General features: G+C 71.1%; 23 protein-coding genes and 1 tRNA gene. 2 read left to right on the top strand and 22 right to left on the bottom strand.

The annotated features are described in order from the left end of the window. Window positions 1-17: 17 nt before the first annotated feature. Entirely contained in the window at window positions 18-1052 is a 1035-nt protein-coding gene (locus ACTFTM_RS13050) for a beta family protein (RefSeq protein ID WP_449566027.1), read from the bottom strand. A 200-nt stretch (window positions 1053-1252) separates the two neighbouring features. On the opposite strand from ACTFTM_RS13050, the gene ACTFTM_RS13045 reads away from it, so the two are divergent. Beyond that, window positions 1253-1801 (top strand): Eco29kI family restriction endonuclease, encoded by a 549-nt coding sequence (locus ACTFTM_RS13045; RefSeq protein ID WP_449566628.1) that lies wholly within the window; start codon window positions 1253-1255, stop codon window positions 1799-1801. A gap of 792 nt (window positions 1802-2593) precedes the next feature. On the opposite strand, the gene ACTFTM_RS13040 is transcribed toward ACTFTM_RS13045, so the two are convergent. From ACTFTM_RS13040 to ald, 14 genes are all read right to left on the bottom strand, one after another. Beyond that, a complete protein-coding gene (locus ACTFTM_RS13040) occupies window positions 2594-3010 on the bottom strand; it encodes a Pycsar system effector family protein (RefSeq protein WP_449566026.1) in 417 nt (138 codons plus the stop codon). A 38-nt stretch (window positions 3011-3048) separates the two neighbouring features. Beyond that, window positions 3049-3723 carry a hypothetical protein gene (locus tag ACTFTM_RS13035; protein ID WP_449566025.1) on the bottom strand — a complete coding sequence of 225 codons (675 nt, stop codon included), beginning with the start codon at window positions 3721-3723 and terminating at the stop codon, window positions 3049-3051. Further along, complete coding sequence (locus ACTFTM_RS13030) at window positions 3720-5729, bottom strand: hypothetical protein (protein WP_449566024.1); 2010 nt, start codon at window positions 5727-5729, stop codon at window positions 3720-3722. Before ACTFTM_RS13030 ends, ACTFTM_RS13035 begins: the two co-directional genes overlap by 4 nt. 23 nt (window positions 5730-5752) lie before the next feature. Continuing rightward, a complete protein-coding gene (locus ACTFTM_RS13025; RefSeq protein ID WP_449566023.1) occupies window positions 5753-6544 on the bottom strand; it encodes a hypothetical protein in 792 nt (263 codons plus the stop codon). A gap of 36 nt (window positions 6545-6580) precedes the next feature. Then, window positions 6581-7282 carry a Crp/Fnr family transcriptional regulator gene (locus ACTFTM_RS13020; protein ID WP_449566022.1) on the bottom strand — a complete coding sequence of 234 codons (702 nt, stop codon included), beginning with the start codon at window positions 7280-7282 and terminating at the stop codon, window positions 6581-6583. A gap of 844 nt (window positions 7283-8126) precedes the next feature. After that, a tRNA-Pro gene (locus ACTFTM_RS13015) sits at window positions 8127-8200 on the bottom strand. A gap of 166 nt (window positions 8201-8366) precedes the next feature. Beyond that, window positions 8367-9773, bottom strand: coding sequence for a ribosome biogenesis GTPase Der (gene der / locus ACTFTM_RS13010; protein WP_449566021.1), 1407 nt, complete (start codon window positions 9771-9773; stop codon window positions 8367-8369). Then, on the bottom strand, window positions 9770-10450 hold the full coding sequence (gene cmk, locus ACTFTM_RS13005; RefSeq protein WP_449566020.1) for a (d)CMP kinase: 681 nt from the start codon (window positions 10448-10450) through the stop codon (window positions 9770-9772). The genes der and cmk overlap by 4 nt, the downstream gene beginning before the upstream one ends. 197 nt (window positions 10451-10647) lie before the next feature. Then, complete coding sequence (locus ACTFTM_RS13000) at window positions 10648-11418, bottom strand: pseudouridine synthase (protein ID WP_449566019.1); 771 nt, start codon at window positions 11416-11418, stop codon at window positions 10648-10650. After that, entirely contained in the window at window positions 11405-12397 is a 993-nt protein-coding gene (gene scpB / locus ACTFTM_RS12995; RefSeq protein WP_449566018.1) for an SMC-Scp complex subunit ScpB, read from the bottom strand. Before scpB ends, ACTFTM_RS13000 begins: the two co-directional genes overlap by 14 nt. Beyond that, entirely contained in the window at window positions 12390-13370 is a 981-nt protein-coding gene (locus tag ACTFTM_RS12990; protein ID WP_449566017.1) for a segregation/condensation protein A, read from the bottom strand. The genes scpB and ACTFTM_RS12990 overlap by 8 nt, the downstream gene beginning before the upstream one ends. A 41-nt stretch (window positions 13371-13411) precedes the next feature. Continuing rightward, window positions 13412-14335 (bottom strand): ParA family protein, encoded by a 924-nt coding sequence (locus ACTFTM_RS12985; protein ID WP_357120878.1) that lies wholly within the window; start codon window positions 14333-14335, stop codon window positions 13412-13414. Window positions 14336-14518: 183 nt separating this feature from the next. Then, on the bottom strand, window positions 14519-15499 hold the full coding sequence (locus ACTFTM_RS12980; protein WP_449566627.1) for a site-specific tyrosine recombinase XerD: 981 nt from the start codon (window positions 15497-15499) through the stop codon (window positions 14519-14521). An 11-nt stretch (window positions 15500-15510) separates the two neighbouring features. Next, window positions 15511-16626 (bottom strand): alanine dehydrogenase, encoded by a 1116-nt coding sequence (gene ald / locus ACTFTM_RS12975; protein ID WP_449566016.1) that lies wholly within the window; start codon window positions 16624-16626, stop codon window positions 15511-15513. A gap of 225 nt (window positions 16627-16851) precedes the next feature. Between ald and ACTFTM_RS12970 the strand changes: the two genes are divergently transcribed. Next, complete coding sequence (locus ACTFTM_RS12970) at window positions 16852-17175, top strand: TM2 domain-containing protein (protein ID WP_449566626.1); 324 nt, start codon at window positions 16852-16854, stop codon at window positions 17173-17175. 87 nt (window positions 17176-17262) lie between these two features. Here ACTFTM_RS12970 and ACTFTM_RS12965 read toward each other — a convergent pair whose 3' ends face one another. The 7 genes from ACTFTM_RS12965 to ACTFTM_RS12935 all read right to left on the bottom strand — a co-directional run bounded on the left by ACTFTM_RS12965 (window position 17263) and on the right by ACTFTM_RS12935 (window position 26959). Beyond that, window positions 17263-17862, bottom strand: coding sequence for an NUDIX domain-containing protein (locus ACTFTM_RS12965; RefSeq protein ID WP_449566015.1), 600 nt, complete (start codon window positions 17860-17862; stop codon window positions 17263-17265). A 46-nt stretch (window positions 17863-17908) separates the two neighbouring features. Continuing rightward, the gene (locus ACTFTM_RS12960) at window positions 17909-19654 is read right to left on the bottom strand and encodes a CTP synthase (RefSeq protein ID WP_449566014.1); all 1746 of its coding nucleotides are present in this window, start codon (window positions 19652-19654) and stop codon (window positions 17909-17911) included. A gap of 163 nt (window positions 19655-19817) precedes the next feature. Continuing rightward, window positions 19818-22232: a hypothetical protein gene (locus tag ACTFTM_RS12955; protein ID WP_449566013.1), complete on the bottom strand. Its 2415-nt coding sequence runs from the start codon at window positions 22230-22232 to the stop codon at window positions 19818-19820. Beyond that, window positions 22232-23380: a glycosyltransferase family 4 protein gene (locus ACTFTM_RS12950; RefSeq protein WP_449566012.1), complete on the bottom strand. Its 1149-nt coding sequence runs from the start codon at window positions 23378-23380 to the stop codon at window positions 22232-22234. The genes ACTFTM_RS12955 and ACTFTM_RS12950 overlap by 1 nt, the downstream gene beginning before the upstream one ends. 31 nt (window positions 23381-23411) lie before the next feature. Next, window positions 23412-25106 carry a murein biosynthesis integral membrane protein MurJ gene (gene murJ, locus ACTFTM_RS12945; RefSeq protein WP_449566011.1) on the bottom strand — a complete coding sequence of 565 codons (1695 nt, stop codon included), beginning with the start codon at window positions 25104-25106 and terminating at the stop codon, window positions 23412-23414. A gap of 1 nt (window position 25107) precedes the next feature. Continuing rightward, window positions 25108-25974, bottom strand: a complete 867-nt coding sequence (locus ACTFTM_RS12940; RefSeq protein WP_449566010.1) for a hypothetical protein — start codon at window positions 25972-25974, stop codon at window positions 25108-25110. A 43-nt stretch (window positions 25975-26017) separates the two neighbouring features. Then, complete coding sequence (locus ACTFTM_RS12935; protein ID WP_433538341.1) at window positions 26018-26959, bottom strand: copper transporter; 942 nt, start codon at window positions 26957-26959, stop codon at window positions 26018-26020. Window positions 26960-26970 lie beyond the last annotated feature (11 nt).

Below are 26970 nucleotides of genomic sequence, written 5' to 3'. Positions count from 1 at the left end.
GCACCGTTGCTGCTAGGTCAGGGGTTGAAGCGCAGGTCCCTGTAACCGGATCTGCCGAGTTGATCCATGACCTGCGCGAGGTGGTGCGAGGTTGTCCAGGCTCGCCAGCTTGCGGCGTTACCAGGCCCGCCGACGCCCTCCGCCCGCGTGGCGATCTGGTGATCTCCCCAGGAGAAGTGTCGTCCTTGTATAGGCCAATGGTCGGAGCCAACTAGTTCTTTGCACAGGTCGTACATCGCATGCCTGTCGATCGCGCCTTGGGGCCGACGGTAGATCCACCACACCTCATCGTCGCTGTAGCGGAGACTGGGCATAGGTCGCCACTTCGCTCCGGCCATCCCTGGATGCGCGATACCGTAGTCCGCGTACTGGATGCCGAGGTCCTGCACGCGGTGCCACAGCTGCAGGTCCCACCGCCGTAGGGCTGTTGGTGTATGGATCTGAAGGTGGGAGATGCCTTGCGGCATCGCGCCGGCGGCGACCGTTACCGAACGCCAAGAGTAGCGCCGAGCCCAGGACACCCATTTGCGGACGACCGGTTCGACTCTGGTCAAGTCGCGTTCGGATCGCACCTCGGACGCGTCAAGGACCACATGGCAATGCTCGGTGATCAGGCTGAATTCATTCCGAAGGCGATCCAACGCCTCCCCGGCTTTCCCGTCGTCGGGGTCGCGGGTGTCGCTGCCCAGCCGGAGAATCGTGTGGCCGCTATGGACGTCGGCCGCGTGTCGCACGTCAGCCAACCGCGCCTCGGTGTCGTACAGGTGGAGGACTGGCAGCATCGGGATCCCCCAGGCGGCGAGGTCGTCGGCGATGTCGCGCATTGGCCGACGCATGCCCTCGGTTGGATCGGTGAGATGCCGAACATCAACCGCGATCGTCAGTTCGGCAGGTACTGACTCGCGAACCTGGTTGGCGAATCGGTAGGCATCCTTGATCGGGCCGTTAGCGGTCGGGGCCACCTCAAAGATCGGCAATATGTGCCGCACCAGGGCAGCGGGCAGGTGCTCGATCGCTTTGAACTCGCCTTCTCGGCCTTTGAGGATGGGCATGTACGTGACCATGAGTCCGCCCTTGCCAGCTTCGCCCTGGGTCAGCCACCTCCATCCATGGTCAACGATTAGTAGCTGATTGGCAACTCATCGTCTAACAAGTCGCCTGCGTGCCGAGACGCCCGACGTCGAGGGATGGTTGTTGATTGCGCGAGCCCGATCAGCACAACCCGCTGCGGCGAGAGAACCTCGAGCGCAGTGTGCAGTGGGCACGGGAGGCATCGCCTGCCATCCCGCTTACCCGTCAGCCCCTGACGAAGGGGGACGGGATCTACGCGATCTACTACACCGGCTCGTACGAGCTTTACCAGCCTGTATCCGCGCCGGGGTGCTCAACGCCCCTCTTCGTAGGATCGACTCGTCCCTCAGTGCCGCGTCAGAACTCCTCCGGGTTGCCTGCGGGCAGCGGGTTCAGACGCAGATTGCTACAACACCGAAGGACGATCGAGCGATGTGACAAGTTGCGCCTCGTTGACTTTCACGTCAGGTACCTACCCGTGGAGGAGATGTTCGTTCCCGGAGCGGTACGTCTACTGGTGGGCGACCACCAGCCCGTGTGGAACACCGTCCTAGAGGGCTTCGGCTTCCACGAGCCAGGCAAAGCTCGCATGGCACGGCGATCGCCCTGGGATGAGCTTCATCCAGGTCGACCGTGGGCAGCACATATGGCACCCAACGGAAACGGCGTACAAGAATTGCGTGCGGCTATCCGTCGTCATCTCTCAAGGGGCAGTGATGAGCACAGGTAGACGAGTTGAGCGCTCGGCAACCGCCGGCGACGGCGGTGAGATCCCGGGGGCTGCGTCTGCCGTCTAAAACCGGGCAGCGCTGATCGCCTCCGACTGCGGCCAGCTCAGCTGACCCGGGAGCGGTACCACCAACATGCCGGTGGATACCTGCGCGCCCTCCCCTTGAACGTGCAGGCCGCGCGACATGCCCCGAGGTACCTGGTTAACCTCATTCGACTGCACCTCAGAGACGGCCACGGCGACGGCGCTCTTGGCTCCTCAGCGACCCTTTCCTGGCTGCCTCATCCCCAGGTGGCAACCACAGCGATGTCCTGTCGGCGACCACGGGACAGGCGGCGCCGTAGGCACCACTTAACGCGCAATCAAGAGCAAACTGCCGCTCCATCCAGGACGCAGATGAAGCGGCAGGTCAGAGCGTTGCGCAGCGGGCACGTCGACGGCCAACCACCCACGCCGTTTCCGTCAACAAAGATCATCCGTTACCGGATGTTACCGCCGCAACCCGGAAGGATCTTCATCCCCCCAGGTCAATCGGTCGGGACGGCCGGATTCGAACCGACGACCCCTTGACCCCAAGTAGTCCGGTGGCCCAGCGGCATGCTCACGCACGCTTGTCCAGGTCGCGTGAAGTGTAAACCAGCCGAGTAAAGGAGTCGTCGCACCACTCCCCCGGACCGGATGCAACGCATGCTGAATGCGGGCGAACTGGCACACGGACGCTGTCCGGGACGACCTGCGTGGCTATCCGACGCAGGTCGTCGATGAGACCGGCTCGCTGAACAGAAAAACGTCTTACGTGATAGCTACGGCCACGACGGCCACGACGCCAACCACTAGCGCGCGGATGGACCAGGTAATCCGGGTGAACTTTCGATGGGCCACCATGTTCGCGGCCCAGATTTGCCCGACGACCGCCCGTTCGAACGCGTCCTCGTCGGCTGCCGCCTTTACCCAGGCGTCGATGAAGGCTTCCCGGTCGTCGCCGTACCGACGAACGACGTGGTCGTAGTAGTGCAGCGACCATGCGGTGGTTACCTGCCGTCGCGGCGCCAGCGTGTAGAGCGCCAGCAACGCGCTAAGCATGACACTGACGCTGGCGACGAGCAGTGCGCCTTTGGCCCAAGAGCCGTGAGCCGACGGTAGTTGCCCGGCCAGGATCCCGGCGGCAGCCAGGACGGCGGCCGCCTTCACATCGGCGAAGCGGATCATCTCATTCGCCTCCTGCAGCGTGGCTCGTTCCGCCTCCCTCATGAGGCTTCCAGTCGTTCCGCCAGATCGGGCCGGTCATACGAGGAGAAGAGCTGCCCCAGCTGCCCGAGCAGATATCGGCGGTCGCCGTCCTCAAGCCGCCCAAGAAAGTCACCGATCAGCTTGGCAATCACCAGAAACCGGGACTCGCCGACATCCCCGAACTTCTCAGCGATCTTCTCGAAGTTGATGGTGAGTAGCTCGTCTGGCTGGTCAGGGTGGTGGTAGAGCCAATAGCTGCGGGCGACGTCGGGACGAGAGTAGACCCTTTCCCGCAGGTACCGTATCCGCTCGAGCTCGGCCTGCTGCTTCAGCCGTTCGAGGGCGGCTTGCCGGTCGATCTCCAGGATGGCTTCCGCTGCGATACGGGCTTGCCGAGTAACCGTCAGCTTGACGCGGACGCCGTTGACCTTCCGGGTGTTGATCTCGATCTCTGCGTTGCCGGCCTGGGTGACGCTGTATTTGGCGGTCACCTGACCGGCCCACTCCGTGATCTTCTGCCGCACCGCCCAAAGGGCGGCCTGATCGTTTCTCTGCCATGAGACCTGAAAGGTCGCGTCGAACGCTACGTGTGGATGGCAGCTGGGCAGCTCGGCGGAGAAGGTAACCGGCTGTACGGGATCCTCGGGCCTCAGCCAGAGGCCCAACAGGCGGTCAAGCCAGTTCTCGCTCATGGGGCGACCAGTGGGTTCGCTCGGTGGAGCCGCTCGTTGAGCCGATCACGCGCTTCGCGGGCGGCCGGCGCCTCGGCGTCGCGGGCGAGTGGCTGCCAGTGGTAGAGCAGGTCGGACATGCGGGCGAAGCGGCTACTGGCACCCTGGCCGAACCCGCCAGCGCGGACCATCAGACCGGTGATGAGGTCCTCGTAGGCGGGACCCTCGACCGCCGCGTCTAGCCAGCGGAAGAGCGCCTCACGGAACTCGCCCTGCGGCCCTTCGCCGGTGAACAGAAGCGTGAAGGCTTGTACCAACCCAGCTTGCAGCTCCGCGTCGCTAGCCAGCTCGGCGAGGAGGAAGCCGGCCCGGTCCCGAGTTTCGGAAATCGCCGCCAGGGCGCGCAGCCCCGCGTCGTGCCTCCGGTCCTGCGCGGCCGTCCAGTCGATGACCCGGCGCAACGTCGCCTGCCGGTGCAGCGGCCGGTCCCACAGCGACCGCACCGCATCCACGACCCCGTCGGTGACAGCATCGATCCCCCGTCCGGCCAGATTATTCAGGCGGGTCAACACCGCCTGCGGATACGCGTCTGCCAACTCGCCGCCGCACACAGCGGCGATCGCGCAGAGCAGCGTCACGCTTCCCGACTGGACGGCCCACTGATTGAGCCGACTGCGCATCGCCGCCCCGGCCTCAGGGCTCATCGCAACCGCCGTCATAAGGTCGACAACCAGCGGTCGCAGTGTCTGGTACCCCCACCACCGCTCGGTCAAGGTACGCACTTCGGGCGCGTCCGCCCCGGGAAGCGCCAGGGTCACGGCGAGCATGGCTGAGGCCACCTGCCCGGCGACACGGACGTTCGGGGATCCTCCACGGCGCATCGGCAGGTCGGACGCCCAGCTCCAGAGGCGCGTACGGAAGGCCTTGGACTGGTCGCCATGTACATACCGCAGGATCGCGACGTCGTAGGACGGCAAGGTGAAGACGATCCGGTGCTCCTCGTCGATCCGGGCGTTGACGTTCTTGGCGAGCTGGCGGATCCCCGGGGCGCCGATGCCGCCGCGCACGTTCGCTGGTTCTGACAGCTTCTCGGCGAGTTTCTCCATGGCGTGAAGGACGTTGGTGGCCTGTCCCCCCTGTAGGAAGGCAAGGGCAATGAGGAAGAGCCTGGTCCGCGCATCGACGTTGTCTTCGAACCAGGTGGCCAGTTCTTCGTCCCAGTTCTGGTAGGCCTGGACCGACTTGCCGGCGATCTCGGCCAGCGGCTCCTGGGGATTCCCGACCGCGGCCCTGATCCTGTGGGACAGCCTCGCGATCTGGGCCGGAGTGGCACCCTCTAGCATCGCCGGTATCGGCGGAGTCCTGAGCAGTGTGTCCACGTCCAGGCGGGCTCGCTGGTCGTCCAGGAGTTGGCTCAGCAGTTTCTCGCGTTCAGGAGCGGTGACCGTGAGGACGGTGAAGCCCGGAACGTCCTCGGGCCTTTCGAGGCTCTTGCGGTCGACCAAAACGACGAGGTAAGAGTCCCCCTTTTCTACCGCCTCTCGGTAGGCGATGAGAAGCTCACGCAAGCGGCCGTTGCGGCTTCCGGGCGGCACCGTGAGCAGGTAGGCGGATGGGCCGTACGACGACCAAGGCACCTCGTCGACGGGCAGGAGCCGCTGCTGATCGTCGTCGGTCGGGATCTCCCGCCGGGGCGAGGGAACGCCGCCGAGCAGCCCGACCGCGGCGGTCCGCCGACCGGTGCCGGGTTCGGCCACCAGCAGAACGTGGCGCCGCTCCCGCAGGATTCCGGCGGCAGCTTCCCTGGGCAGTCCGCCCGGGCCGTAAAAGCGCTCTACGAAGGTCCTAATCGCCTCCTGAACGAAGGCGTCGGACAGCTCCCGGGCGGCCTTGTAGCGTCCGAGCCAGTTGTGGACGTTCTGCACCATATCGCCCTCGACGCGCGAAGCCGCCTGACCGCTGTTCTCTTCGATGTAGGGGCCGTCGTCGAGGTCGTCGGCGTAGGACTCGTCGATGTCCGGATCCATCGGCTGAATCGAGTCGGTAGTCATCACTCACCGCCCCGGTGCTGCGTCATGCTCTCGACCGTGGTGGCGACCTGACCATCGTTCCGCTTCACCCTCGGCCCGGAGATCCGAGGCCCTGGGCGCTTCCCTGCCATCGGCCTCGACGGCGGCGCGGCCAGCGGTTCGGCCGGCATCACGCCGAGGAGGCTCCCGGAGACCTCCGGGATGTAGAGCCACGCCTGTCGGCTAAACGCCTTGCCGTCGACCGTCGCCGTTACCGGGAGGCAGCGGTCGGGTTCCATCTCGGCGTACCCAGCGGCTATGACATCCTCGAAAACTCGATCGGAAAAGATGCAGGCCACGAACGTTACGCGCGGACTGGCTGCGGCGAGCACCGCCTTCACCGGCACGGAGTCGAGCAGGCGGTGCGTGTCGTTGCGTGAGTCACCGTTGCCGGTCCAATTCGGATTTTCCGGGTCGGCCGGTAGCGGCCCGACGTGCAGGCTGACCCTCAGCTGAAGGCGATCATGGGCCTGTCGGTTGTGTTCCGCCAGGCGTTCCTGCAGTAGGCGCGGGAACGGGTCCACCAGGTAGGGCAGGACACGCGGCGGGAGCCCGACGGCGAAGCCATCACCGGTAGGGCCGAGGAACGCCGGACGATCCCACTCTGCCCCGAGCCCGGCGCGGGTCAGGGCGTCACCCACAAGGTCGAGCAGATTCTTGCTGATCGCCTCTTGGGCGCTGCCTGGTTCGGCGGTAAAGCCCTTGGCGTCCACTGCCAGAATCGCCCGGTACGGTGGCAGATCGATCGAACGTGCGAACGGAATGTGTTCCACAGGAGTCCTTCCTCGAGAACGGGGACCCCCTCAGCTTCAGCCGGGTACACGCGGTTCTCTGCCCAGTTCTGGGCGGAAACCCTGTGACCGACAGCTCAGCGCTGCCGGATCCACGATGGTGATCTCCCGCCGCCTGGTAGCGACGATGCCTGCCTCGCGCAGGGCGGTGAGCTCGGCAACGACCGCGTTACGCGAGGTGCCAACCAGTTCCGCGAGTTCCGCCTGGGACAGCCGGATCTGGGGCTGCCCGTCGGCACGCCGGCTCTCGTTATCGAGCTGGATCAGCGCCCGAGCCAGCCGTTCCCGCACAGGCAGCACCGCTAGCGCCACACGCTGGGCGTCCGAGGTGCGCAGCCGACCCACCGTGTAGGCGGCGAAGCCCGCAGCGAACGCGGGTCGGGTCAGGAAACGCCGAAACTGCGGGCCAGTCAGCAGGCGGGTGACCGTATTGGTGAGGGCAGTGACCGTGGCTGACCGAGGTTGCAGGTCTACGGCGGCCAGGTCGCCGACGACATCGCCAGCGGCTCGCAGCGTCAGGATTGCGCGGCTGCCGTCAATCTCCGACCGTACGATTTTGACGCAGCCGGCGAGGACCACGTGGACGTGCTGGGTGGTATCGCCCTGGCGCAGGAGCACGTCGCGGGGTTCGAAGCGTACGGGGATCCCGGTTCCCTGCACTCGGCGCCACTCGTCTTCTGGGAGATGAGCAACGAGTCCGAATTCCCCGTGGTCACGCATGCACAGAATGTATCGCCGACGATCGCGAAGGGTGGCAACGGATCAACAGCGTTGCCAGGCTTGTCTCGGTTCCGCACCGCCACCCTTCGCCGCCTCGCCTCACTGAGCGGCGTCTTGGTGAAGACGGCATCCAACGGCCGATAGCCCCTGTCTGCGGCTAATGGCCGAGTTTTCCAGCGGGCTCGTCGTGCCTGCTCTGGGCCCGGAACCCTCCCGTCACCCGCGATGCCGATGGTGGTCGCTGCTGCGATTGATGCATCTCGGGATGGCGAACATCTTCGCGGCACCCCGCCTGCCAACGACGACGAGCGACTGGACCAAGGACATCGAGATCCTCGCCCTGCGACACCAGATCATTTTGCTTCAGCGCCAGCTCGGCGAGCAGCGCCTGCGGTTCGACCCGCGCGACCAGCCTTGCTGCCCGCGCCGGCACCGCGCAACGTGGTGCGGCGGCTGGGCCGCCGGTCCGTCCAGACACAATCCTTCGGTGGCATGGGCGATTCCGCCCCGCGCCGCCGTGCTCCCGGCCCAAGCGCCCGGATCGCCGCATCCTAGCCGGGCGCCAGCTGCCGGCACAGCTCCCCATCACCAGAAGAGCCGATAGGAGCGCAGGAAATCATGCCCTTTTTGTCCAAAATCGCCTGCGGTCAAAAGGTCCAGCAGCGATCACAACGATGCCGATCCAGTACGCCTACCAGGCGGTCCACAGCGGAGGCAACCAAGATCGGCTTGCAGAACCACCCGAGTTAAGGGTTCCGGCAGCGCCTCACACGCCACTACATCGAGACACAAAAATAGACTGAGGGTTTCCGCAAGCCACTGACCTGCGGAAACCCTCACGCTGTCGGGACGGCCGGATTCGAACCGACGACCCCTTGACCCCCAGTCAAGTGCGCTACCAAGCTGCGCCACGTCCCGCCCCCGCAGAGTTCCCCCTGCGACAGCCGGTACAGCTTAGCGCAGCACTCCTGCCCCGTCCGCACAGGCCCCACCCGCGTCGCAGGAGCAGCGAACCACCCCACAACCCCTAAAGCGTCCTAGGAGGGTGGGCCAGGAGAGAACCTGGCCCACGCCTTCAAAAAGGTCAGCCGTGCGCCTTGCCCCGGCCTCCGGGGCCGAGCTTCTTGCGGGGCCGTACGGAGATCTCGATGGGGCTGCCCTCGTACCCGAACTCCTCGCGGAGCTTGCGCTCGACGAACCGCTGGTATCCGGCGTCGAGCGGGCCCGTGGTGAAGAGCACGAACCGCGGCGGCGCCACTCCGGCCTGCGTGGCGAACAGGATGCGGGGCGCCCGTCCACCGCGCACCGGGTGCGGGGTGGCCTGTACGAGCGCGGTGAGCCACTGGTTGAGGTGCGCGGTCGGTACGCGGAGTTCCCAGCTCGCCAGGGCCTTGTTGAGGGCCGGGGCCAGCTTGTCGACCGCGCGGCCGGTCATGGCCGACAGGTTCAGCCGGATCGCCCAGGGGATGCGGCGCAACTCCCGGTCGATCTCCTTGTCCAGGTAGTACCGGCGGTCGGCGTCGACCAGGTCCCACTTGTTGAACGCGATGACCAGCGCGCGGCCGGCCTCGGTCACCATCGTGAGGATCCGCTGGTCCTGCTCGCTGATCGGCTCGCTGGCGTCCAGGAGCACGACGGCCACCTCGGCGGCCTCGATCGCGCCGGCGGTGCGCAGACTGGCGTAGTACTCGGTGCCGCTGGCCTTGCCGACCCGCTTGCGCAGACCGGCGGTGTCCACGAGCTGCCAGGTCTGGCCGCCGATCTCGACCAGGCTGTCCACCGGGTCCACTGTGGTGCCGGCGACCGAGTCGACGACGGCCCGGTCCTCGCCGGAGAACCGGTTGAGCAGGCTCGACTTGCCCACGTTCGGTCGGCCGACCAACGCCACCCGGCGCGGCCCGCGCGGCCGGTTCTCGACGATCGGCGGGGCTTCCGGCAGCGCCGCGAGGATGGCGTCCAGCAGGTCACCGGAGCCGCGCCCGTGCAGCGCGGACACCGGGAACGGTTCGCCGAGGCCGAGCGACCACAGCGACACGGCCTCCATCTCGATGGAGTTGTTGTCGGCCTTGTTGGCCACCAGGATGACCGGCTTGGCGCTGCGGCGCAGCATCTTCACCGCGGCCTCGTCCACGTCGGTGGAGCCGACCATCGCGTCGACCACGAAAAGGACCACGTCGGCGGTGAGCACCGCCGTCTCGGCCTGCGCGGCGATGGCCGCCGCACGGTCCTTCGCGTCCGGTTCCCAACCGCCGGTGTCCACCACGGTGAACGACCGGCCGTTCCACTGCGCGTCGTACGGCACGCGGTCCCGGGTCACGCCGGGAATGTCCTCGACGACCGCCTGCCGGCGGCCGATGATCCGGTTGACGAGTGTCGACTTGCCCACGTTGGGGCGGCCGACGACGGCGACCACCGGCTGCGGGCCGGTCGGCTCCTCGACGACGAGGTCAGGCTCCCGCAACTCGACCCACCCGGCCGAATCGGCGCTCATGCCACTCCCCGATCGGTGAGCAGGTCACGCAGCCGGGCCACGACCTCGTCGATGCCCAGCTCGGTGGTGTCCAGCACGACGGCGTCCGGCGCCTGGGCCAGCGGGTTGACCTTGCGGGTCGAGTCGAGCCGGTCACGGCGGGCCAGGTCGGCGGCGGTGGCCGTGACGTCGGACGCGTCCTCGGCGCTTCGCCGGGCGGCGCGGGCCGCCTCGGAGGCGGTCAGGAAGACCTTCAGGTCGGCGTCCGGCGCGACGACCGAGCCGATGTCCCGGCCCTCGACCACCATCCGGCCCGCGTTGACGATCATCTCGCGCTGCCGGGCGACCAGCAGCTCACGGACGGCCGGCACGGCGGCGACGGCGGAGACCGCCTGGGTCACCTCGGGCCCACGGATGTCCGCGTCCACGCTCACGCCGTCGACGGTCACGCCGTACCCCTGGGGGTCGGTGCCGACGCGCAGGTCCGCCTCACCGGCGACCTTGGCCACCGACGCGGCGTCGGTCAGGTCCACGCCGGAGCGCAGCACGGCCCACGTGATCGCCCGGTACATCGCGCCGGTGTCCAGGTAGCGCGCACCGATGCCGGCGGCGAGCCGCCGCGACACGGTGGACTTACCCGAACCGGACGGCCCGTCCACAGCGACCACACATCGCTCGGCCCGTACGTTTTCCTCCACCGTGTCCTCCTCAGCCCGTACCTCGCGGATCGCCCGGTGCTCTGACGCCGCAAGCGGTTGTCCATCGTCATCCATCATGCCCGGGGCCCGTGGCGAACCCACGCGCGCCACCGCCCGAGGCGACCCACGCCACCCTCCGGCGGCCGCTTCCCGGCCGCTGCGGAGCCTACCGGCAGCCGTACCCGCAAGCCCGGGGGTCAGTCACCCACCGCGCGGAACAGGGCGGCTACCTCCGCGTTGGTCAGGCGCCGCAGACGCCCGGTGCGCAGGTCACCCAACCGGACCGGACCGATGGAGGTACGCACCAGACGGGTGACCGGGTGCCCGACCTCGTCCATCAACCGCCGGACGATGTGCTTGCGCCCTTCGTGCAGGCTCAGCTCCACCTGGGCGCTCTTGCCCAGGGTGCCCACCACCTTGAACGAGTCGACCTTGACCGGCCCGTCCTCCAGCTCGACGCCCGCGAGGAGCCGCTTGCTCAGGTTGCGCGGGATCGGCCCGACAACCTCGGCCAGGTACGTCTTCAGCACCTCGTACGAGGGGTGCATGAGCTTGTGCGCGAGGGTGCCGTCGTTGGTGAGCAGCAGCAGGCCCTCGCTGTCCGCGTCAAGCCGCCCGACGTGGTAGACGCGCTGGTCCAGCCGCCTGCCGATGAAGTCGGCCAGCTCGGTGCGGCCCTTGTCGTCCGCCATGGTGGTGACCACACCGCGCGGCTTGTTCATCGCCACGTAGACGAGGCGGGTGTCGACCTGGAGGCGCTCTCCGTCGACGTGGATCACGGCGTTGGCCGGGTCGACCTTGTCGCCGAGCTTGGCGACCCGCCCGTCCACGGTGACCCGGCGCCGGAAGATCAGGTCCTCGCAGGCACGCCGGGAACCCACGCCGGCGGCGGCGAGCACCTTCTGCAGGCGTTCCGCGCCCTCGTAGACGGGGGCGTCGGACTTGGGGGAACGGTTATCGGGTCGCATCAGCAAGCTCTTCTACGTCGTCGGGCAGGAAGGGTGCGAGGGGTGGCAACTCGTGGACGGTGTTCAGCCCGAGCTTCTCCAGGAACAGCGTGGTGGTCCGGTACAGGAACGCCCCGCTGTCCGATTCGGTGCCGCACTCCTCGACGAGACCGCGAGTGACAAGCGTACGGATGACGCCGTCGCAGTTGACACCCCGGATGGCCGAGATCCGCGACCGGGTCACCGGCTGCTTGTACGCGATGACGGCCAGGGTCTCCAGAGCCGCCTGGGTCAGCCGCACGGACTGCCCGTCCAGGACGAACCGCTCGACGTACGTAGCGTATTCCGGCCGGGTGTACAACCGCCAACCGCCGGCGGCCCGACGCAGCTCGAAGCCGTTCCCGGCGGCCGTGTAGCCGGCGGCGATCTCGTCGAGCATCGGCCCGATCCGCTCGGCCGGCTGCTCCAGCACCTGGGCCAGAACCAGCTCGCTGACCGGTTCGTCCACCACCAGGAGGATCGCCTCCAGCGCGCCGCGTAGCTCGGCGTCGGGCAGCTCGGGCGCGGGCTCCGGCACGACGGTCGCCCGCCGCCGCCCGGCCGCCTGCCGCGGGGGTACGTCCCGACTCCCCGCCGCAGCCGCGACAGCCGGCTCCGTGGGCCCGCCCGGCACAGGCTCGGCGGGGATGGCGTCCACCGCCGGCTCGGTCGCCGGCTGCTCAGCCGGCCCGGCGGCCTCGGAAATGTCGGCCGTCGGGGCCGACTCGCCGGGCTCGACCGACTCCGCGACCGGGGCCGTCAGAGCCGTCTCGGCGGGCTCGGCGGGCTCGGCGGGCTCGGTTCCCGCAGGCGGCTCAACGGGCTCGTCGGCTTCCGGTTGCTCGGCGGGCACCGAGGTGGCCTCGGGGGTGGTCGGTGCCGTTGGACGGGGGCGATCCCACGGCGGAACCCAGGCGGCAGCCTGGTCGGCCAGCGAGTCCCGGCGTTCCTCGTCAGTCATCCCGCTCACCCTCTGTCGCTCGCGTCCCGGTGGCACCGCCGGCCTCCCCCGCGGTCTCCGGCCCCGCCGCCTCCGGCCCGGACGACTCCGCCTCCGCCGCCTCCGGTCCGGCAGGCGGGTCGGGCTCGGCGGCGGTGCCGGCGTACTCGTCGACGTGCAGTTCGGTCTCGCCGTCGGCGGGCCCGGTCCAGCGCACGGTCAGCTCCTCCAGGGCCTGCTCCTGCACGAAGGCCACCAGACCCTCCCGGTACAGCTCCAGCAGCGCCAGGAACCGCGCCACCACCTCCAGGGTGGCCTCGCAGTCCGCGCAGAGCAGCGAGAACGTGGCCGTGCCGGCGCGGCGGAGCCGGTCGGTGAGGATCGCCGCGTGTTCCCGGACACTGACCCGGACCATGTGCACGTGGGCGATGGACACCTCCGGCGACACCTTCGGGGTCATCGCCTTCACGGCCAGCTTCAGCAGCCGCTGCGGGCCGATGCCGAGCACCAGGTCGGGCAGCGCCTCGGCGTAGCGGGGTTCCAGGCTCACCGCGCGGGGATAGCGGCGGCCACCGACGGCCTCCAGCTCGGCGATGTGCGCCGCCGCCTCCTTGTACGCCTTGTACTGCAGAAGCCGGGCGAACAGCAGGTCCCGGGCCTCCAGCAGGGCGAGGTCCTCCTCGTCCTCGACGTCGGCGGCGGGCAGCAGCCGGGCGGCCTTGAGGTCGAGCAGGGTCGCGGCGATGAGTAGGAACTCGCTGGCCTCGTCCAGGTCCCAGTCGTCGCCCATGGCCCGGATGTAGGCGATGAACTCGTCGGTGACCGTGTGCAGGGCCACCTCGGTGACGTCGAGCTTGTGTTTGCCGATGAGCTGCAGCAGCAGGTCGAAGGGGCCGGTGAAGTTGGCCAGTCGCACCGTGAAGCCGGTCGGCTGCACACCGTCGACCACTGCCGGATCGGCGGTGTCGGGCGGGTCGAGGGGTGGCGCGGTCACCGCACGACCGTAGTCCACGAGACGGGCACCGGGACTTCCGGCTACCGCTCCGACTGGGCGGCGATCACCTCGCGGGCCAGCTGACGGTAGTTACGCGCCCCGGAGGAGGCCGGGTCCATCGTCGTGATCGGGGCACCGGCCACGGTGGACTCGGGGAACTTCACCGTCTTGGTGATGACCGTCTGGTAAACCTTGTCGCCGAACGCCTCGACCACCCGCTGGAGCACCTGGCGGCAGTGGGTGGTGCGGCTGTCGTACATGGTGGCGAGGATGCCTTCGAGTTCCAGGTCGAAGTTGAGCCGTTCGCGCACCTTGTCGATCGTGTCCAGCAGCAGGGCCACACCGCGCAGGCTGAAGAACTCGCACTCGAGCGGGATGAGCACGCCGTGCGCGACGGTCAACGCGTTGATCGCCAGCAGGCCGAGTGACGGCTGGCAGTCGATCAGGATGTAGTCGTACTCCTTGCGGACCGAGCGCAGCACCCGGGCCAGGGCCATCTCCCGGGCGACCTCGTTGACGAGCTGGATCTCGGCGGCGGAGAGGTCGATGTTGGCCGGCAGCAGGTGCAGGCCCGCGACGTCGGTCTTGATGAGGACGTCCTCGGCGGTCACGTCGTCCTGCATGAGCAGGTTGTAGACGGACAGGTCGAGGTTGTGCGGGTTGACCCCCAGGCCCACCGAGAGCGCGCCCTGCGGGTCGAAGTCGACGAGCAGGACCTTGCGACCGTACTCGGCGAGGGCCGCGCCCAGGTTGATGGTGGTGGTCGTCTTACCGACGCCACCCTTCTGGTTGGCCATCGCGATGATGCGCGCCGGACCGTGCCGATCGGTGGGCATCGGCTCGGGGATCGGCTTGCGCATGGTGTAGGCGGCCGGGTCGGCCGGACCCAGATCGTTGCCGAGCGCGGCCTGCTGCTCGCGGAGCTCCGACGTCCACGTCTCGGCACGGTCACCGTTGCCAGCCATGTCCTCGTTGCCCCCTCCCGACGACCCACCCGGCGTCGGAGCCGTCCGACGTCCTTCGCGGCGCCGCTGCGCACCCCGGTCGTGTCGCCCCAGGAGGTCCGCGCCGATGCCGACTGTACGCCACCGACCAGCAGGGCGTTCGGCACCGGCCCGGCGTGTCGGGACGGACACCCACCGGAGCTGTCAGTCGCGGGCGCGCGGGTGGGCGGTGGCGTACACCTCGCGCAACCGTTCGACGGTGACGAGGGTGTAGACCTGGGTGGTGGTCACCGAGGCGTGACCGAGCAGTTCCTGCACGACCCGCACGTCGGCGCCACCGTCGAGCAGGTGTGTCGCGTACGAGTGGCGCAGGGTGTGCGGCGACACCGCCGACGGTCCCTCGACCGGCAGGCCGGCGCGGGCGGCGGCGTGCCGCAGGATGATCCAGGCGCCCTGACGCGACAGGGCGCCACCCCGGGCGTTGAGGAACACCGCCGGGGTCCCCCGGCCGGCGGCGGCCAGCGCCGGGCGGGCCCGGACCAGGTAGGCGCGGACGGCGTCGACGGCGTACCCGCCGATCGGGACGAGGCGCATCCGGCCGCCCTTGCCGCGCAGCAGCGCGGTGCCCTCGTCGACGTCCAGGTCGTCGATCGCCGCGCCGACCGCCTCGGAGATGCGCGCTCCGGTGCCGTAGAGGAACTCCAGCAGTGCCCGGTCGCGCAGCGCGAGCGACGCGCCCTCACCGGTCGCGGTGACCGGGCCGGCGGTCTCCAGCAGCCGGACCACGTCGTCGACTCCCAGCGCGCGGGGCAGCCGGCGCGGCGGGGTGGGCGGGCGGACGTCGCGGCTCGGGTCGGCGCCGGCCAGCCCCTCCCGCAGGGCGAACCGGTGCAGGCCGCGGACCGCGCTGGCGGCGCGGGCGGCCGACGACACGGCCAGGGGCGGATGGTCGTCGTCGCCCGCGCGCAGTCGGGCCAGGTGTGACTCCACGACGCCGGGGGCGACCGACGCGAGGTCGCCGACACCGGCGTCGGCCAGGGTGGTGAGGTAACGGTCCAGATCACGGCGGTACGAGGCGAGGGTGTTCGCGGACAGGCCGCGCTCGACGGTGAGGTGGTCGAGGTAGCCGCGGACGGCACGGCGCAGGGCCGGTGCGGGTTCGACGCCCGCACCGGCCCTGCTCAGCGCGGGGTCGGTCAGCCCAGCACCTCGGCCAGCGGGAGCACGGGCATGCCGTGCGCCTCGGCGACCGGGCCGTAGGTGACCTGGCCGTCGTGGGTGTTGAGACCCAGCGCCAGCGCCGGGTCGTTGCGCAGGGCGTCGCGCCAGCCCTGGTTGGCCAGTTCGAGGGCGTACGGCAGGGTGACGTTGGTCAGCGCGTAGGTGCTGGTGTTCGGCACCGCGCCGGGCATGTTCGCCACGCAGTAGAAGATCGACTCGTGCACCTTGTAGACCGGGTCGGCGTGCGTGGTGGGGCGCGAGTCCTCGAAGCAGCCGCCCTGGTCGATGGCGATGTCGACGAGCACGCTGCCCGGCTTCATCCGCGAGACCAGCTCGTTGGAGATGAGCGTCGGGGCCTTCGCGCCGGGCACCAGCACCGCGCCGATGACCAGGTCGGCGTCGAGGACGGCCCGCTCGATCTCGTACGCGTTGGAGGCGACGGTCTGCAGGTGCCCCCGGTAGATGGCGTCGGCCTGGCGCAGGCGGGCCACGTTCTTGTCCAGCAGCAGCACCTCGGACTGCAGGCCCAGGGCGATGGCGGCGGCGTTCATGCCGGAGACGCCGGCGCCGATGACGACGGTCTTCGCCGCGTACACGCCGGAGACGCCGCCGGGCAGCACACCCCGACCGCCGCCGGTCCGCATCATGTAGAACGCGCCCACCTGGGGAGCGAGCCGGCCCGCCACCTCGGACATCGGCGCGAGCAGCGGCAGCGACTTATCGGGCAGCTCCACCGTCTCGTACGCGATGCCGGTGACCTTCCGGTCGACAAGCGCGTCCGTGCACTCCTTGGAGGCGGCCAGGTGCAGGTAGGTGAAGAGCACCTGCCCCTCGCGCATGCGGTGGTACTCCTCGGCGATCGGCTCCTTGACCTTGAGCACCAGCTCGGCGGTGTCCCACACCTCGTCGGCGGTGCCGAGGATCTTCGCGCCGGCGGCGGCGAACTCCTCGTCGGTGATGCTGGAGCCGACACCGGCGCCGGACTCGACGAAGACCTGGTGACCGCTGCGGGTGAACTCGTTGACGCCCGCCGGCGTGATCGCCACGCGGTACTCGTGGTTCTTGACCTCGCGTGGGATTCCGACCTTCACGATGCAGACACCTCTCTTCGGGGCTGCGATCCCCCGACTGCTCGGTGCCACGACGGCCCCATTGCCGCCGCGGTCCACCGGTCCCGCCGGCGGCAGTCTAGGCGCGTCCGGTGCCGCACCGAGCCAGCACAGTGGCATCCGGTGCCCGGGTGACCTGACGGATTGTCAGGGCACGGACCGGGCAGGCGGTGGACGTCACCTCAGCCGTCAGGACAGTGTTCGCCCATTATCGTCCCATCTGCCGGACGGCGGTACGGACAGCGGGTGAGTGGATCACTATTGTGTCCGCCCATGACCACTCCTGAATACCAGCCCGGGTACGCCCCGGGTTACTCCGACAAGAGCAAGGTCGTCGCGGGCATCCTCGGCATCCTGCTCGGCACCTTCGGGGCCGGTCGGTTCTACACCGGACACACCAAGATCGCCGTGCTCCAGCTCGTGGTGAGCCTCGTGACCTGTGGCGCCGGCGGCCTCTGGGGCCTCATCGACGGCATCCTGATCCTCGTCAACGGCGGCACGGACGCGCAGGGTCGCCCGCTGCGGGACTGACCTTCCGCTGGGACATACAGAGGGGCCCCGCCGATGGCGGGGCCCCTCTGGCGCGTACTCGATGATCGGCTGGACCGGCGGCGGCGCTCAGCGCGGCAGTGGCGCATCCGCCCGGCGCAGCGCCGCGAAGCCGGTGTCCCGGCCGCGCGCCGCCGCGAGCAGGCCGGCCACCGCGGAGGCGTTGGTGATCTCGCCGGCCAGGACCATGCCGACCGCCTCGTCCAGGTCGACACGGACTACCTGGAGGTCGGCCTCCTCGTCGTGGCGCTCGTGCCGCTCGTCGGCCGGCACGTCGGCGAGGTCGCGGGCCAGGAACACCCGGACGATCTCGTTGGTGAAGCCCGGCGAGCTGTGCAGGTCGACCAGCACGTCGACCCGCCCGGCGGTCAGGTCCGCCTCCTCGGCCAGCTCCCGCAGCGCGGCGGCCGGCAACTCCTCGCCGGAGACGTCCATCAGTCCGGCCGGCAGCTCCCACAGGTGCCGGCCCACCGGGTGCCGGTACTGGCGGATCAGCACCACCTGACCGGCGTCGTCGAGAGCCACCACGGCCACCGCCCCGACGTGCCGCACGAGGTCACGCCGCCCGGTGCCGCCGCCCGGCATGGTCACCTCCTCGGTGACCACGTCGAAGATCCGGCCGCGGTACCGCTCCTCGCGGGAGCGGACCTCGTACCGGTGCTCGCTCACGCCGACGCCTCGCTGCTGAGCCTGCTGGTTCGCTCGCTCCGCTCGCTCACGCCGACGCCTTGGTGGCGGCGCCGTTGCGGGCGGCGTTGCGGGCCGACGGGGCCTCCGCGGCGGCCTCGATGTCGACCGGCAACTGGTCGGCCTGCGAGTACGCCACGGCGGCCTTGACGAACGACGCGAACAGCGGGTGCGGACGGGTCGGGCGGCTCTTGAGCTCCGGGTGCGCCTGCGTGGCCACGAAGAACGGGTGCAGGTCGCGGTCCAGCTCGATGAACTCGACCAGCCGGCCGTCCGGCGAGGTGCCGGAAATGTGCAGGCCCGCCTTGGTCAGCGCGTCCCGGTAGGCGTTGTTGACCTCGTAACGGTGCCGGTGCCGCTCACTGATGTCGGTGCTGCCGTACGCCTCGGCGACGATCGAGCCCTCGGTCAACGTCGCCGGGTACGCCCCGAGCCGCATGGTGCCGCCCAGGTCACCCTTGCCGGCGACGATGTCCTCCTGGTCGGCCATCGTGGCGATGACCGGGTGCGCGGCCTGCTCGTCGAACTCCAGCGAGTTGGCGCCGTCCAGGCCGGCCAGGTGCCGGGCCACGTCGATCGTCATGCACTGCAGGCCGAGGCAGAGGCCGAGCAGGGGGATGCCGTTCTCCCGGGCGTACCGGGCCGTGCCGATCTTGCCCTCGATGCCGCGGACGCCGAACCCGCCCGGGATGAGGATGCCGTCCACGCCGGCCAGGGCCGCCGCCGCGCCCGCCGGGGTGACGCACTCGTCGCTGGGCACCCACTTGATCTGCACCCGGGACCGGTTACCGAAACCGGCCGCCCGGATCGCCTCGCTCACCGACAGGTACGCGTCGGGCAGGTCGACGTACTTGCCGACCACGGCGACCGTCACCGTGTGCCGGGGACGGTGCACCCGCTCCAGCAGGTCGTCCCAGCTCGCCCAGTCCACGTCCCGGAACGAGAGCCCGAGCCGGCGCACCACGTACGCGTCGAGCCCCTCGCGGTGCAGCACCTTCGGGATGTCGTAGATGCTCGGGGCGTCCGGGGCGGCGACGACCGCCTCGCGGTCGACGTCGCAGTAGAGCGACAGCTTCTCCTTGAGCTTCTCCGGGATCTCCCGGTCGCAGCGCAGCACGATGGCGTCCGGCTGGATGCCGATGTTGCGCAGCTGCGCCACCGAGTGCTGGGTCGGCTTGGTCTTCAGCTCGCCCGACGGCGCCAGGTACGGCACCAGCGAGACGTGCAGGTAGAAGCAGTTGTCCCGGCCCAGGTCGTGACGGACCTGACGGATCGCCTCCAGGAACGGCAGCGACTCGATGTCGCCCACCGTGCCGCCGACCTCGGTGATGACCACGTCGGGCAGGACGCCGTCCTCGTCCGGGTCCGCCATCGCCAGGATCCGCGACTTGATCTCGTTGGTGATGTGCGGGATGACCTGGACGGTGTCGCCCAGGTACTCGCCGCGCCGCTCCTTGGCGATCACGTCCGAGTAGATCTGCCCGGTGGTGACGTTCGCCTTGCCGGACAGCGCCCGGTCGAGGAAACGCTCGTAGTGCCCGACGTCGAGGTCGGTTTCGGCGCCGTCCTCGGTGACGAAGACCTCGCCGTGCTGGAACGGGTTCATCGTCCCCGGGTCGACGTTCAGGTAGGGGTCGAGCTTCTGCATCACCACGCGCAGGCCGCGCGCGGTCAACAGGTTGCCGAGGCTGGAGGCGGTGAGGCCCTTACCCAGCGAGGAGGCGACGCCCCCGGTGACGAAAATGTGCCTGGTCGTCCGTGCTGATGGGGCCAAGGCCTGCTCCCGTGTCGTCTGTCGCGGTCATGCAGACCGCCGTGCTCGATCAGCAAAGTGATCACGCGATCCACGGGATTCCACGGTAACACCTCCGCGACGGGTACTCGCAGGCCGCACCCCGCCCGGAGCCGGAACGGTCCACCTCGGCGACGCCCGGCGGTCAGGTGGCGGCAACCTCGCTCGATGGCACCGGCGGCTCCACCGGACGCCGCTGCGCCGGAGCGGTGGCCCCGCCGCCCGCCGTGGGACCCTCCGACCGTCCGGAGCCGTCGGCCACCGGCGAGCCCGGGGACGCATCCGTGTCCGGCCGCACGACGACCGTACGGGGCGCCGCGGCGGGCGCACCGCCGATCGGCCGGGGGTGCCCCGCTCCGAGCGGACCACCGCCGCCGGTCGGACCGTCTCCCCCACCGGCCGGCCCGTCGCCCCCGGGACCCGAGTCGTCGTCAGCCTCGTTCTCCCGGGCGCGGCCCGTGCCGGGACGGGTCCGGTCGGCGGCGTGCCCGAGGACCCGCAGCGACGTCAGCGCGGCCATCGGCACCACCAGGGCGGCCGCCGCGCCGGCCACGTCCAGTGCCGCGCCGTCGAGCACACCGCCCAGCACCGCCGCGACCGCCGTGCCGCCCAGCGCCGCCCGCACCGCCGGGTAGATGCCGAACAGCCGCATCAGCCCACCCCACGGCTGGAGAAGGGCGAACCACACCAGCAGCCCGCCGGCGAGCGCCAGCACCGTCAACGGGCTGTTCACCAACGTCTCGAAGTTCGCGGTGCTGGACCGGTGCACCGTGAACCCGCCGGTGCCGTCGCCCACCGCGGACAGGAACCGGCCGAGGCTCCCCCGTTCGGCCGCCGGCCGGCGCAGGTCCACCACGGCGAAGCCGATACCGACCGCCAGAGCGGCCATGGTGGCCCACGCCAGTCGACTGATGGTCAGCCAGCCGCCGGCGCTGATCGCCGCCGCCACGCTCAGGCCGGCGGTCAGCGCGATCGCGCCGACCGGGTCGGCGCCCAGGTACGGGCTGCCGACCACCACCACGGCGAGGCCACCCACGGCGACCATCACGGCGGGCCGCCAACGACGGTGCACCCGCTGGGCGAGCCACCCGCCGGTCACCAGCGCACCGGCGAGGAAAACCCCCAGCGCGACCGTGCTCAACCCGGCGTAGCGGCCACCCTGCAACGCCGAGTAGCCGACCACGCCGTTGAGCTGGAGGCGGGCCCCGGTCAGCACGTCCACGCCGACGACCAGGCTCGTGAGGCCGGCCACCGCGCCGAACGGGCCGAGGGTCCTGCCGTACCCGGGAGCGAACCGGACCGCGGCCGTGCCCCCCGCGACCAGCAGCGCGGTGACCCCGGCGAAGATCCACCCGGGGTGGCCGCCCCGCCACCAGGGGACGGCGTCGGCCAGCAACGCGGCCGGGACGGTCAACGCCGCCGCGACCAGCAGCAGCTCGACCACCGCCACGACCCGGGCGGGGATCGGGGTCGGGCCGGCCGGACCGGCGTGCGGTCGCGCGCGCCGCAGCAACGGCAGCACGGCCAGGGCCAGCAGCACCTGCACCCCGGCGAGCAGGGTGAAGAACCCGCCGGAGACGGTCCGCTGGGCGGCCGCCTCCCGGTCGGCGTCCGCCGGGGCGTTGATCGCCTCCGTCAGGTCCGCCGGTCGACCGCCGGTGCTGACCGCCGGTCGGCCGAGAAACAGCCGCTCCGGCATCGGCCGGCCCAGCGCGGCCAACGCCGTCGGCGCGAGGTCGACGAGCTGGAGGTAACCGTCACGGCCGGTGCTGGCCGAGGTGAGCCAGCCCCGATCCCACCCCGGCCCGTCGGCGATCGCCACGTGCAGCCGCGACGGCCGCTCGGTGTCGGAGATGCCGGCGACCAGCACCAGCGACCGCGGCGGGCGGGCCGCCAGGACCCGGGCCAGTTGGGCGTCGGCGGCCCGCGCCTCCTCGGCGCGCGCCGCCGGGTCGGTGCCCTCGATGGTGCCGAGGTCGACGATGCTCAGGACGCACGAGCCGAGCAGCCGACGCGGGTCGGCCGGCAGACCTGCCGCGTACCTGTCGACCCGGCCGAACGGCCGTGCGGCGGCCACGGCGGCGCCCGGCCCCACGGCGACCGAGCAGCGCACCGACTCCGACAGCGACCCGGGCAGGGTGCCCCATGGCAGCCGCTGCTGGTTGTACTGGACCACGCTCTCCTGGTCGGGGAGGTTCGCGCCGATCCCATCCGGCTGCTCCACCGCCACCGAGGCCGGCGGGCAACCGCCGTCCGGGCGGGCGCCGTTCCATCCGGCGAAACTACCCGCGCCGAGCGTCAGCCAGCCGTCCACCGGGCAGGTGGGCCGGTGCGCGGACCGCACCGACAGCGAGCCGATCGAGCCCTCCTGGGCCATCCGCCACAGCGTCGGCGTGCTCTGCTGATCGACGTCCTCCCAGCGCAGCCCCGCGACACCGGCGAGCACCACGAAATCGGCGGTGCGCTGCGGCGTGCCCTGCGGCGGTCGGACGGCCAGCGCGGCGACGCCCAACGCGACCACGAGCACCGTCAACAGGGCCGGGGCCAGCCGACGCGCCATCACCGGTGTCCCGTCAGGGGGGCGTCGGAGCCGGGCGCCGCCGGATGGGCGGCCAGTTCGGCGTAGAGGGCCGTCAGCACGGCCACCGTGTCCGCCTCGATGGGCCACGTCGCCGCGCGTTCGGCGCCGCGGCGACCCAGTTCGGCCCGGGCCGCCGGGTCGTCCAGCAGCGCGCGCACCGCCGCGTCGACCGCGTCCACGTCGACCGAGGGAACCAACGCGGCGGCGTCACCGACCAGCTCCGGAAGGCCCCCCACCGCCGTCGTCACCAAGGGCACGCCGGCCCGCATCGCCTCCTGGGCGAACAACTGCCGCGCCTCCCACTCGCTGGTGACCACCGCGAGGTCGGCGCCCGCGAGCAGGTCGGCCACATCGGTACGGTGCCCCAGCAGGGTCACCGGAGCACGGGCCGCCGAGATCCGGGCGGCCAACGCCAGATACGCCGGGCCGCTGCCCGCGATCACCACGACCGGCGGTGGGGTACGCGTCCGCCAGCGGGACGCCGCGTCGACCAGCACGTCGTAGCGCTTCTGCGGGTGCAGCCGCCCCACCGAGAGGATCAGCGGCTGCTCCGCTCCGACGCCGAACTCGGCGCGGACGGCGGCGCGACGCCGACGCGGCGCGGGCAACGCCGGGGCGGCGACCGGCGCGAGCCGCGCGTCGGCGGCGCCCAGCGCGGCGGCCCGCCCGACCAGGTCGGCGGACGCCCCGAGCGCCACCCGCGCCCCTCGGGCGACCACCCGCTCGACGAGCCGCGACACCCCGCCGCGCAATCCACCCGCGAGGACCGCGTTGTGCCAGGTCACCACGAGCGGGGCGGTCGGTCGGGCGAGTACGGCGACGAGACCGGCGCGCAGGCCGTGCGCGTGCACCACGTCGACACGGGTGGTGGCGAGCACCCGCCGCAGGGCGAGCACCGCGCGCGCGTCGGCCGGGGTCGGGCTGGCGGGGATCTCCACCGGTTCGAAACGCGCGCCGACACCGGTGAAGTCGAACTGCTCCTGCGTCGCCGACGGCCCGCAGACCACCACCGTCGCCCCGGACGCGACGAGCCCGCGCGCCACCGAACGAACGTGCTGGCCGACCCCGCCGGTGCTGGATGCCAGCACCAGCGCCACGGCACCCGACCAGCCGTTGGTCTCCGTCATGCCGGCCACCGCCGGTTGGTGTTGACAACGCTCACCGAACCGCCGTCTCCTTCCCGTCGCCGCCCCGCTCCGGGGGCACCGCGCCCGGCGTGGACGTGCCGGCCCGGCCCCGCTGGCCCCGCCGCAGGCGGCGGACCACCCCGGTCAGTAGCGGCCGTACGTCCCGCCGGTCGACGAACCAGACCACGACGAGGAACACGACACCGACCAGAACCCCGGACAGCATGCCCTGACCGAGCGCCACCGCCGTCGTCGGGGTGCCGCTGTCCAGCCTGTCGAGCCAGCGGCTCAGGCCCAGCCCGGCGAGCGCGGCGAGCAGCCCGGCGAGGATGCCGGCCACCCCGGCGCGCGCCGCGCCGGCCAGCGCGGCCGCACCGGCGGCCCGCGCCACGGCGACGACCAGCAGCACCCCGAGCACCACCATGCCCACCGAGTTCGCGGACGTCACGGCGAGCACCCGGTCGGTCAACGGCAGGATCCGGCCGAGCGCCAGCACCGCGACCGGCACCGTGAGGAAGCCGACGGCGGTCGCGACCGTCGCCGCCCGGGTCTGCCCGCGCGCGTAGAGCGCCCGGGTGAGGATCGCGAACAGGCCGTAGCCGATCAGGCCCGGGGCGTACCCGATGATCGCGGCGGCGGCGGTGGACGCGGTGGACGCGGGAAAGAAGAAGTGCCCGATCGGCCCCGCGGTCCCGACCAGCGCCGCCGCGCCGAGGCAGCTGAACAGCAGCACCCCGCGCACGGCCGGCGCCAGGGTCGCCCGGTAGGCGTCCTCGTCGCCGACCGAGCGTGCCGCCGCGAGGGTCGGATAGGCCGCCACGGCCAGCGGCACCGCCAGCACCGCCCACGGCAGCAGGTAGACGGTCTGCGCCAGGTTGTAGACGCCGGGATTGCTGCGCGCGCCCGCCGTCACCTGGTTGAGGCTGACGATCAGGGCGATCTGCTGCGTGGTGACGGTGACCGCGCCCGCCACCGCCAGGGCGCCGACCCGGCCCCGCACGTCGGTGGGGAACCCGAACCCGGGCCGCGCCCCCAGGCGCAGCCGGCGGACCGGGACGAGCAGCGACAGCGACAGCACCACCACACCCAGTGTCGTGCCGGCGGAGAGCAGCACCTCGCCGCCGGGGCTCACCCCGGCGACCGTGGCGTAGCGGCCCTGGGTGGCCGTGAACCCCAGGTAGACCACGATCACGGTGAGGCTGGACAGCAGCGGAGCGAGCACCGGCCAGGCGAAACGGCGGTGCGCCTGGAGCACCCCGGTGAGCACGATGCCGACCCCGTACAGCGGTAGCTGCGGCGCGAAGACCCGCAGCATCCGTACGCCGCTGCGCTGCTGGGCGTCGGTGAGATGGTGCCCCAGCGACTCGACCACCGGGCCGGCGAACAGCGCCACGAGCAGGGCGAGCGGCACCAGCAGGGCCAGCGTCCAGGTCAGCAGCGCGCCGGTGGTACGGGCGACCGTCGTACGGTCACCGGCCTCGACCGCACCGGCCAGCAGCGGTACGACGAGGCTGGCCAGCGCGCCACCGGCGACGATCTCGAAGATGAAGTTCGGCACCGCGTTGGCGACCACGTAGACGCCGCCGAGGTCGGTCGGGGCGAGGCTCCAGGTGAACACGGCGGTCCGGCCGAAGCCGGCGAGCCGGCTGAACACGGTGAGGACGGCGATGAGCGCGGCTGCCCCGGCCACCCGGCCGGCGCCGGCGAGGGGGGCCGGTCTGGTCACGTCAATCGGTGCGCCGGCCCAGCGCGTCGAGCTCCCGCAGACCCGGGGTCCGTTGGATCACCGCCGTGAAGCTGACCTTCTCGCTGGCGGCGGTGAGCCCGGCCAGCACGGCGAGCAGGCCGGCGCGGCCGAGCGGGCCGGTGCGGGCGGCGAGCGCCACACCGAGCAGCGCCCCGAGGGCGTTCGCGCCGCTGTCGCCGACCATGACGTCCTCGGACAGGTCGTCGCCGAGCAGGCCGGCAGCGGCGCCAGCGGCGCCGGCGGCGATCCCGCCGTGCGGGCCGCCGGTCAGCGGCACGCTCAGCAGCAGCCCGGACTTGATGGCCCGGCCGGGTCGCAGGTCGAGCAGGTTGAGCAGGTTGGCGGTGCCGGCGATCACACCGGCGCCGAGCAGCACGTCGACGCTCCGCCCGAACGCGCCCTGGCGCTGCCGGCGCGGGTGCGCGGCGACGCGGGGGTCGGCGGCGAGCAGCGCGGCGGCGCCCAGGCCGGCCGCGCCCACCCCGACCACCTTGACGAGCCCGGCGGTGACCCGCCCCTCGCGCAGCGCCGCGAGGTGCCCCGCGAAGCCCTTGGCCGCCTTCTGCTCCGGTCGCGCCCCGACCACGTCGTCGTAGAGCCCGACAGACCCTGCGCCGAGGCCGGCGACGAGGGCCGCGCCACCCGAGGCGGCGCTCGTCGCGCCGAACGCGCCCGCGGCGGTCGCCCCGGCCGCGAGCGCCGGCCCGGCGGCGAGGGTCACCGTCCGACCCCGGAAGTTGGTGCGCTCAAGCGCCGGCCCGATCGGGGCGGTCCGCACCTCGCGCAGCGCGTACCGGGCGGCGGCCGCTCCGGCGGCGGCGACCAGCAGCCGTCCCAGCGTGCTCATGCCGGCACCTCGTCGATTACGGACACGGCGGTACGTCGTTCGCTCACTGGGGCAGTCTAGGCAGCAGGGACGCGGCGTTGTCGCCGACGCCGTACTGGCCGGCCTTCTTCTCGGTGAGCTGCTGCACCAGGGCCAGGCTGGTGACCAGTTGGCCCTGGACGGTGTTGGCGTTGTCGACGGTCGAGATGGTCTGCGACAGCACCGGGTCGCCGCGGACCACGGACACCACGTTGCCGCCGGCGGAGCCGTTGCCGCCCACCACGATCGCCCCGGTCCGGTCGAACTGTTCGGCGATCTTGACGACCGACTCGTCCCGCTTCTCGGAGTCCTTGTCGACGTACGGCTGGCCGCTGACCACGACGACCGCCTCCGCCGGGCCGGTGACCTTGTTGTTGTCGGTGGTCAGGTAGCCGGCGTTGTTGTACGCGGCGAGCACCGCCCGCCGGTCGGCGTCGCTGACCGGCGCGGTGCCCTGGGCCCGGTCCAGCAGGACGCTGGCCAGGAGCGCGCTGGAGGTCTCCACACCGTGCCCGTTGCCCGGCAGGCCCGTGGTCTGCGCGGTGGGCCGGGCGGCGGTGACGGCCAACTCCAGCAGGTTGGAGTTGTTGTCCGGGTTGAGGAACTTGTCCTGCAGGTCCACCCGGCCGGTGATGGTGGCACCGGCGAGCTGGAGCTTCTTGAGCACACCCTCGGTGTGGTCACGCCCGTTCGGCAGGCTGAGCACCACCACCCGGCGGCCGCTGAGGGTGCCCGGCAGGACCACCTGCGACATCTCCTCGGCGAACTCCTCTTCCAGACCGAGCTGCTTCTCCATGTTGGCGACCTGCTGACGCCACTGCTGGTTGTCCTTGCGCAGCCCGGTGACCTGCTGTTTGAGCGAGTCGGCGACCGGGCCGTTGAGGGCGGCGGTGCCGACCACCAGGCCGATCGCCAGGGCCAGGAAGACCGCGGTGAGGGACACCACGTGGTAGCGGAAGTTGATCACGCTTGCAGCCT

Source organism: Micromonospora sp. RB23, assembly GCF_053585025.1.
This window is presented reverse-complemented; position numbering and strand designations above follow the sequence as displayed.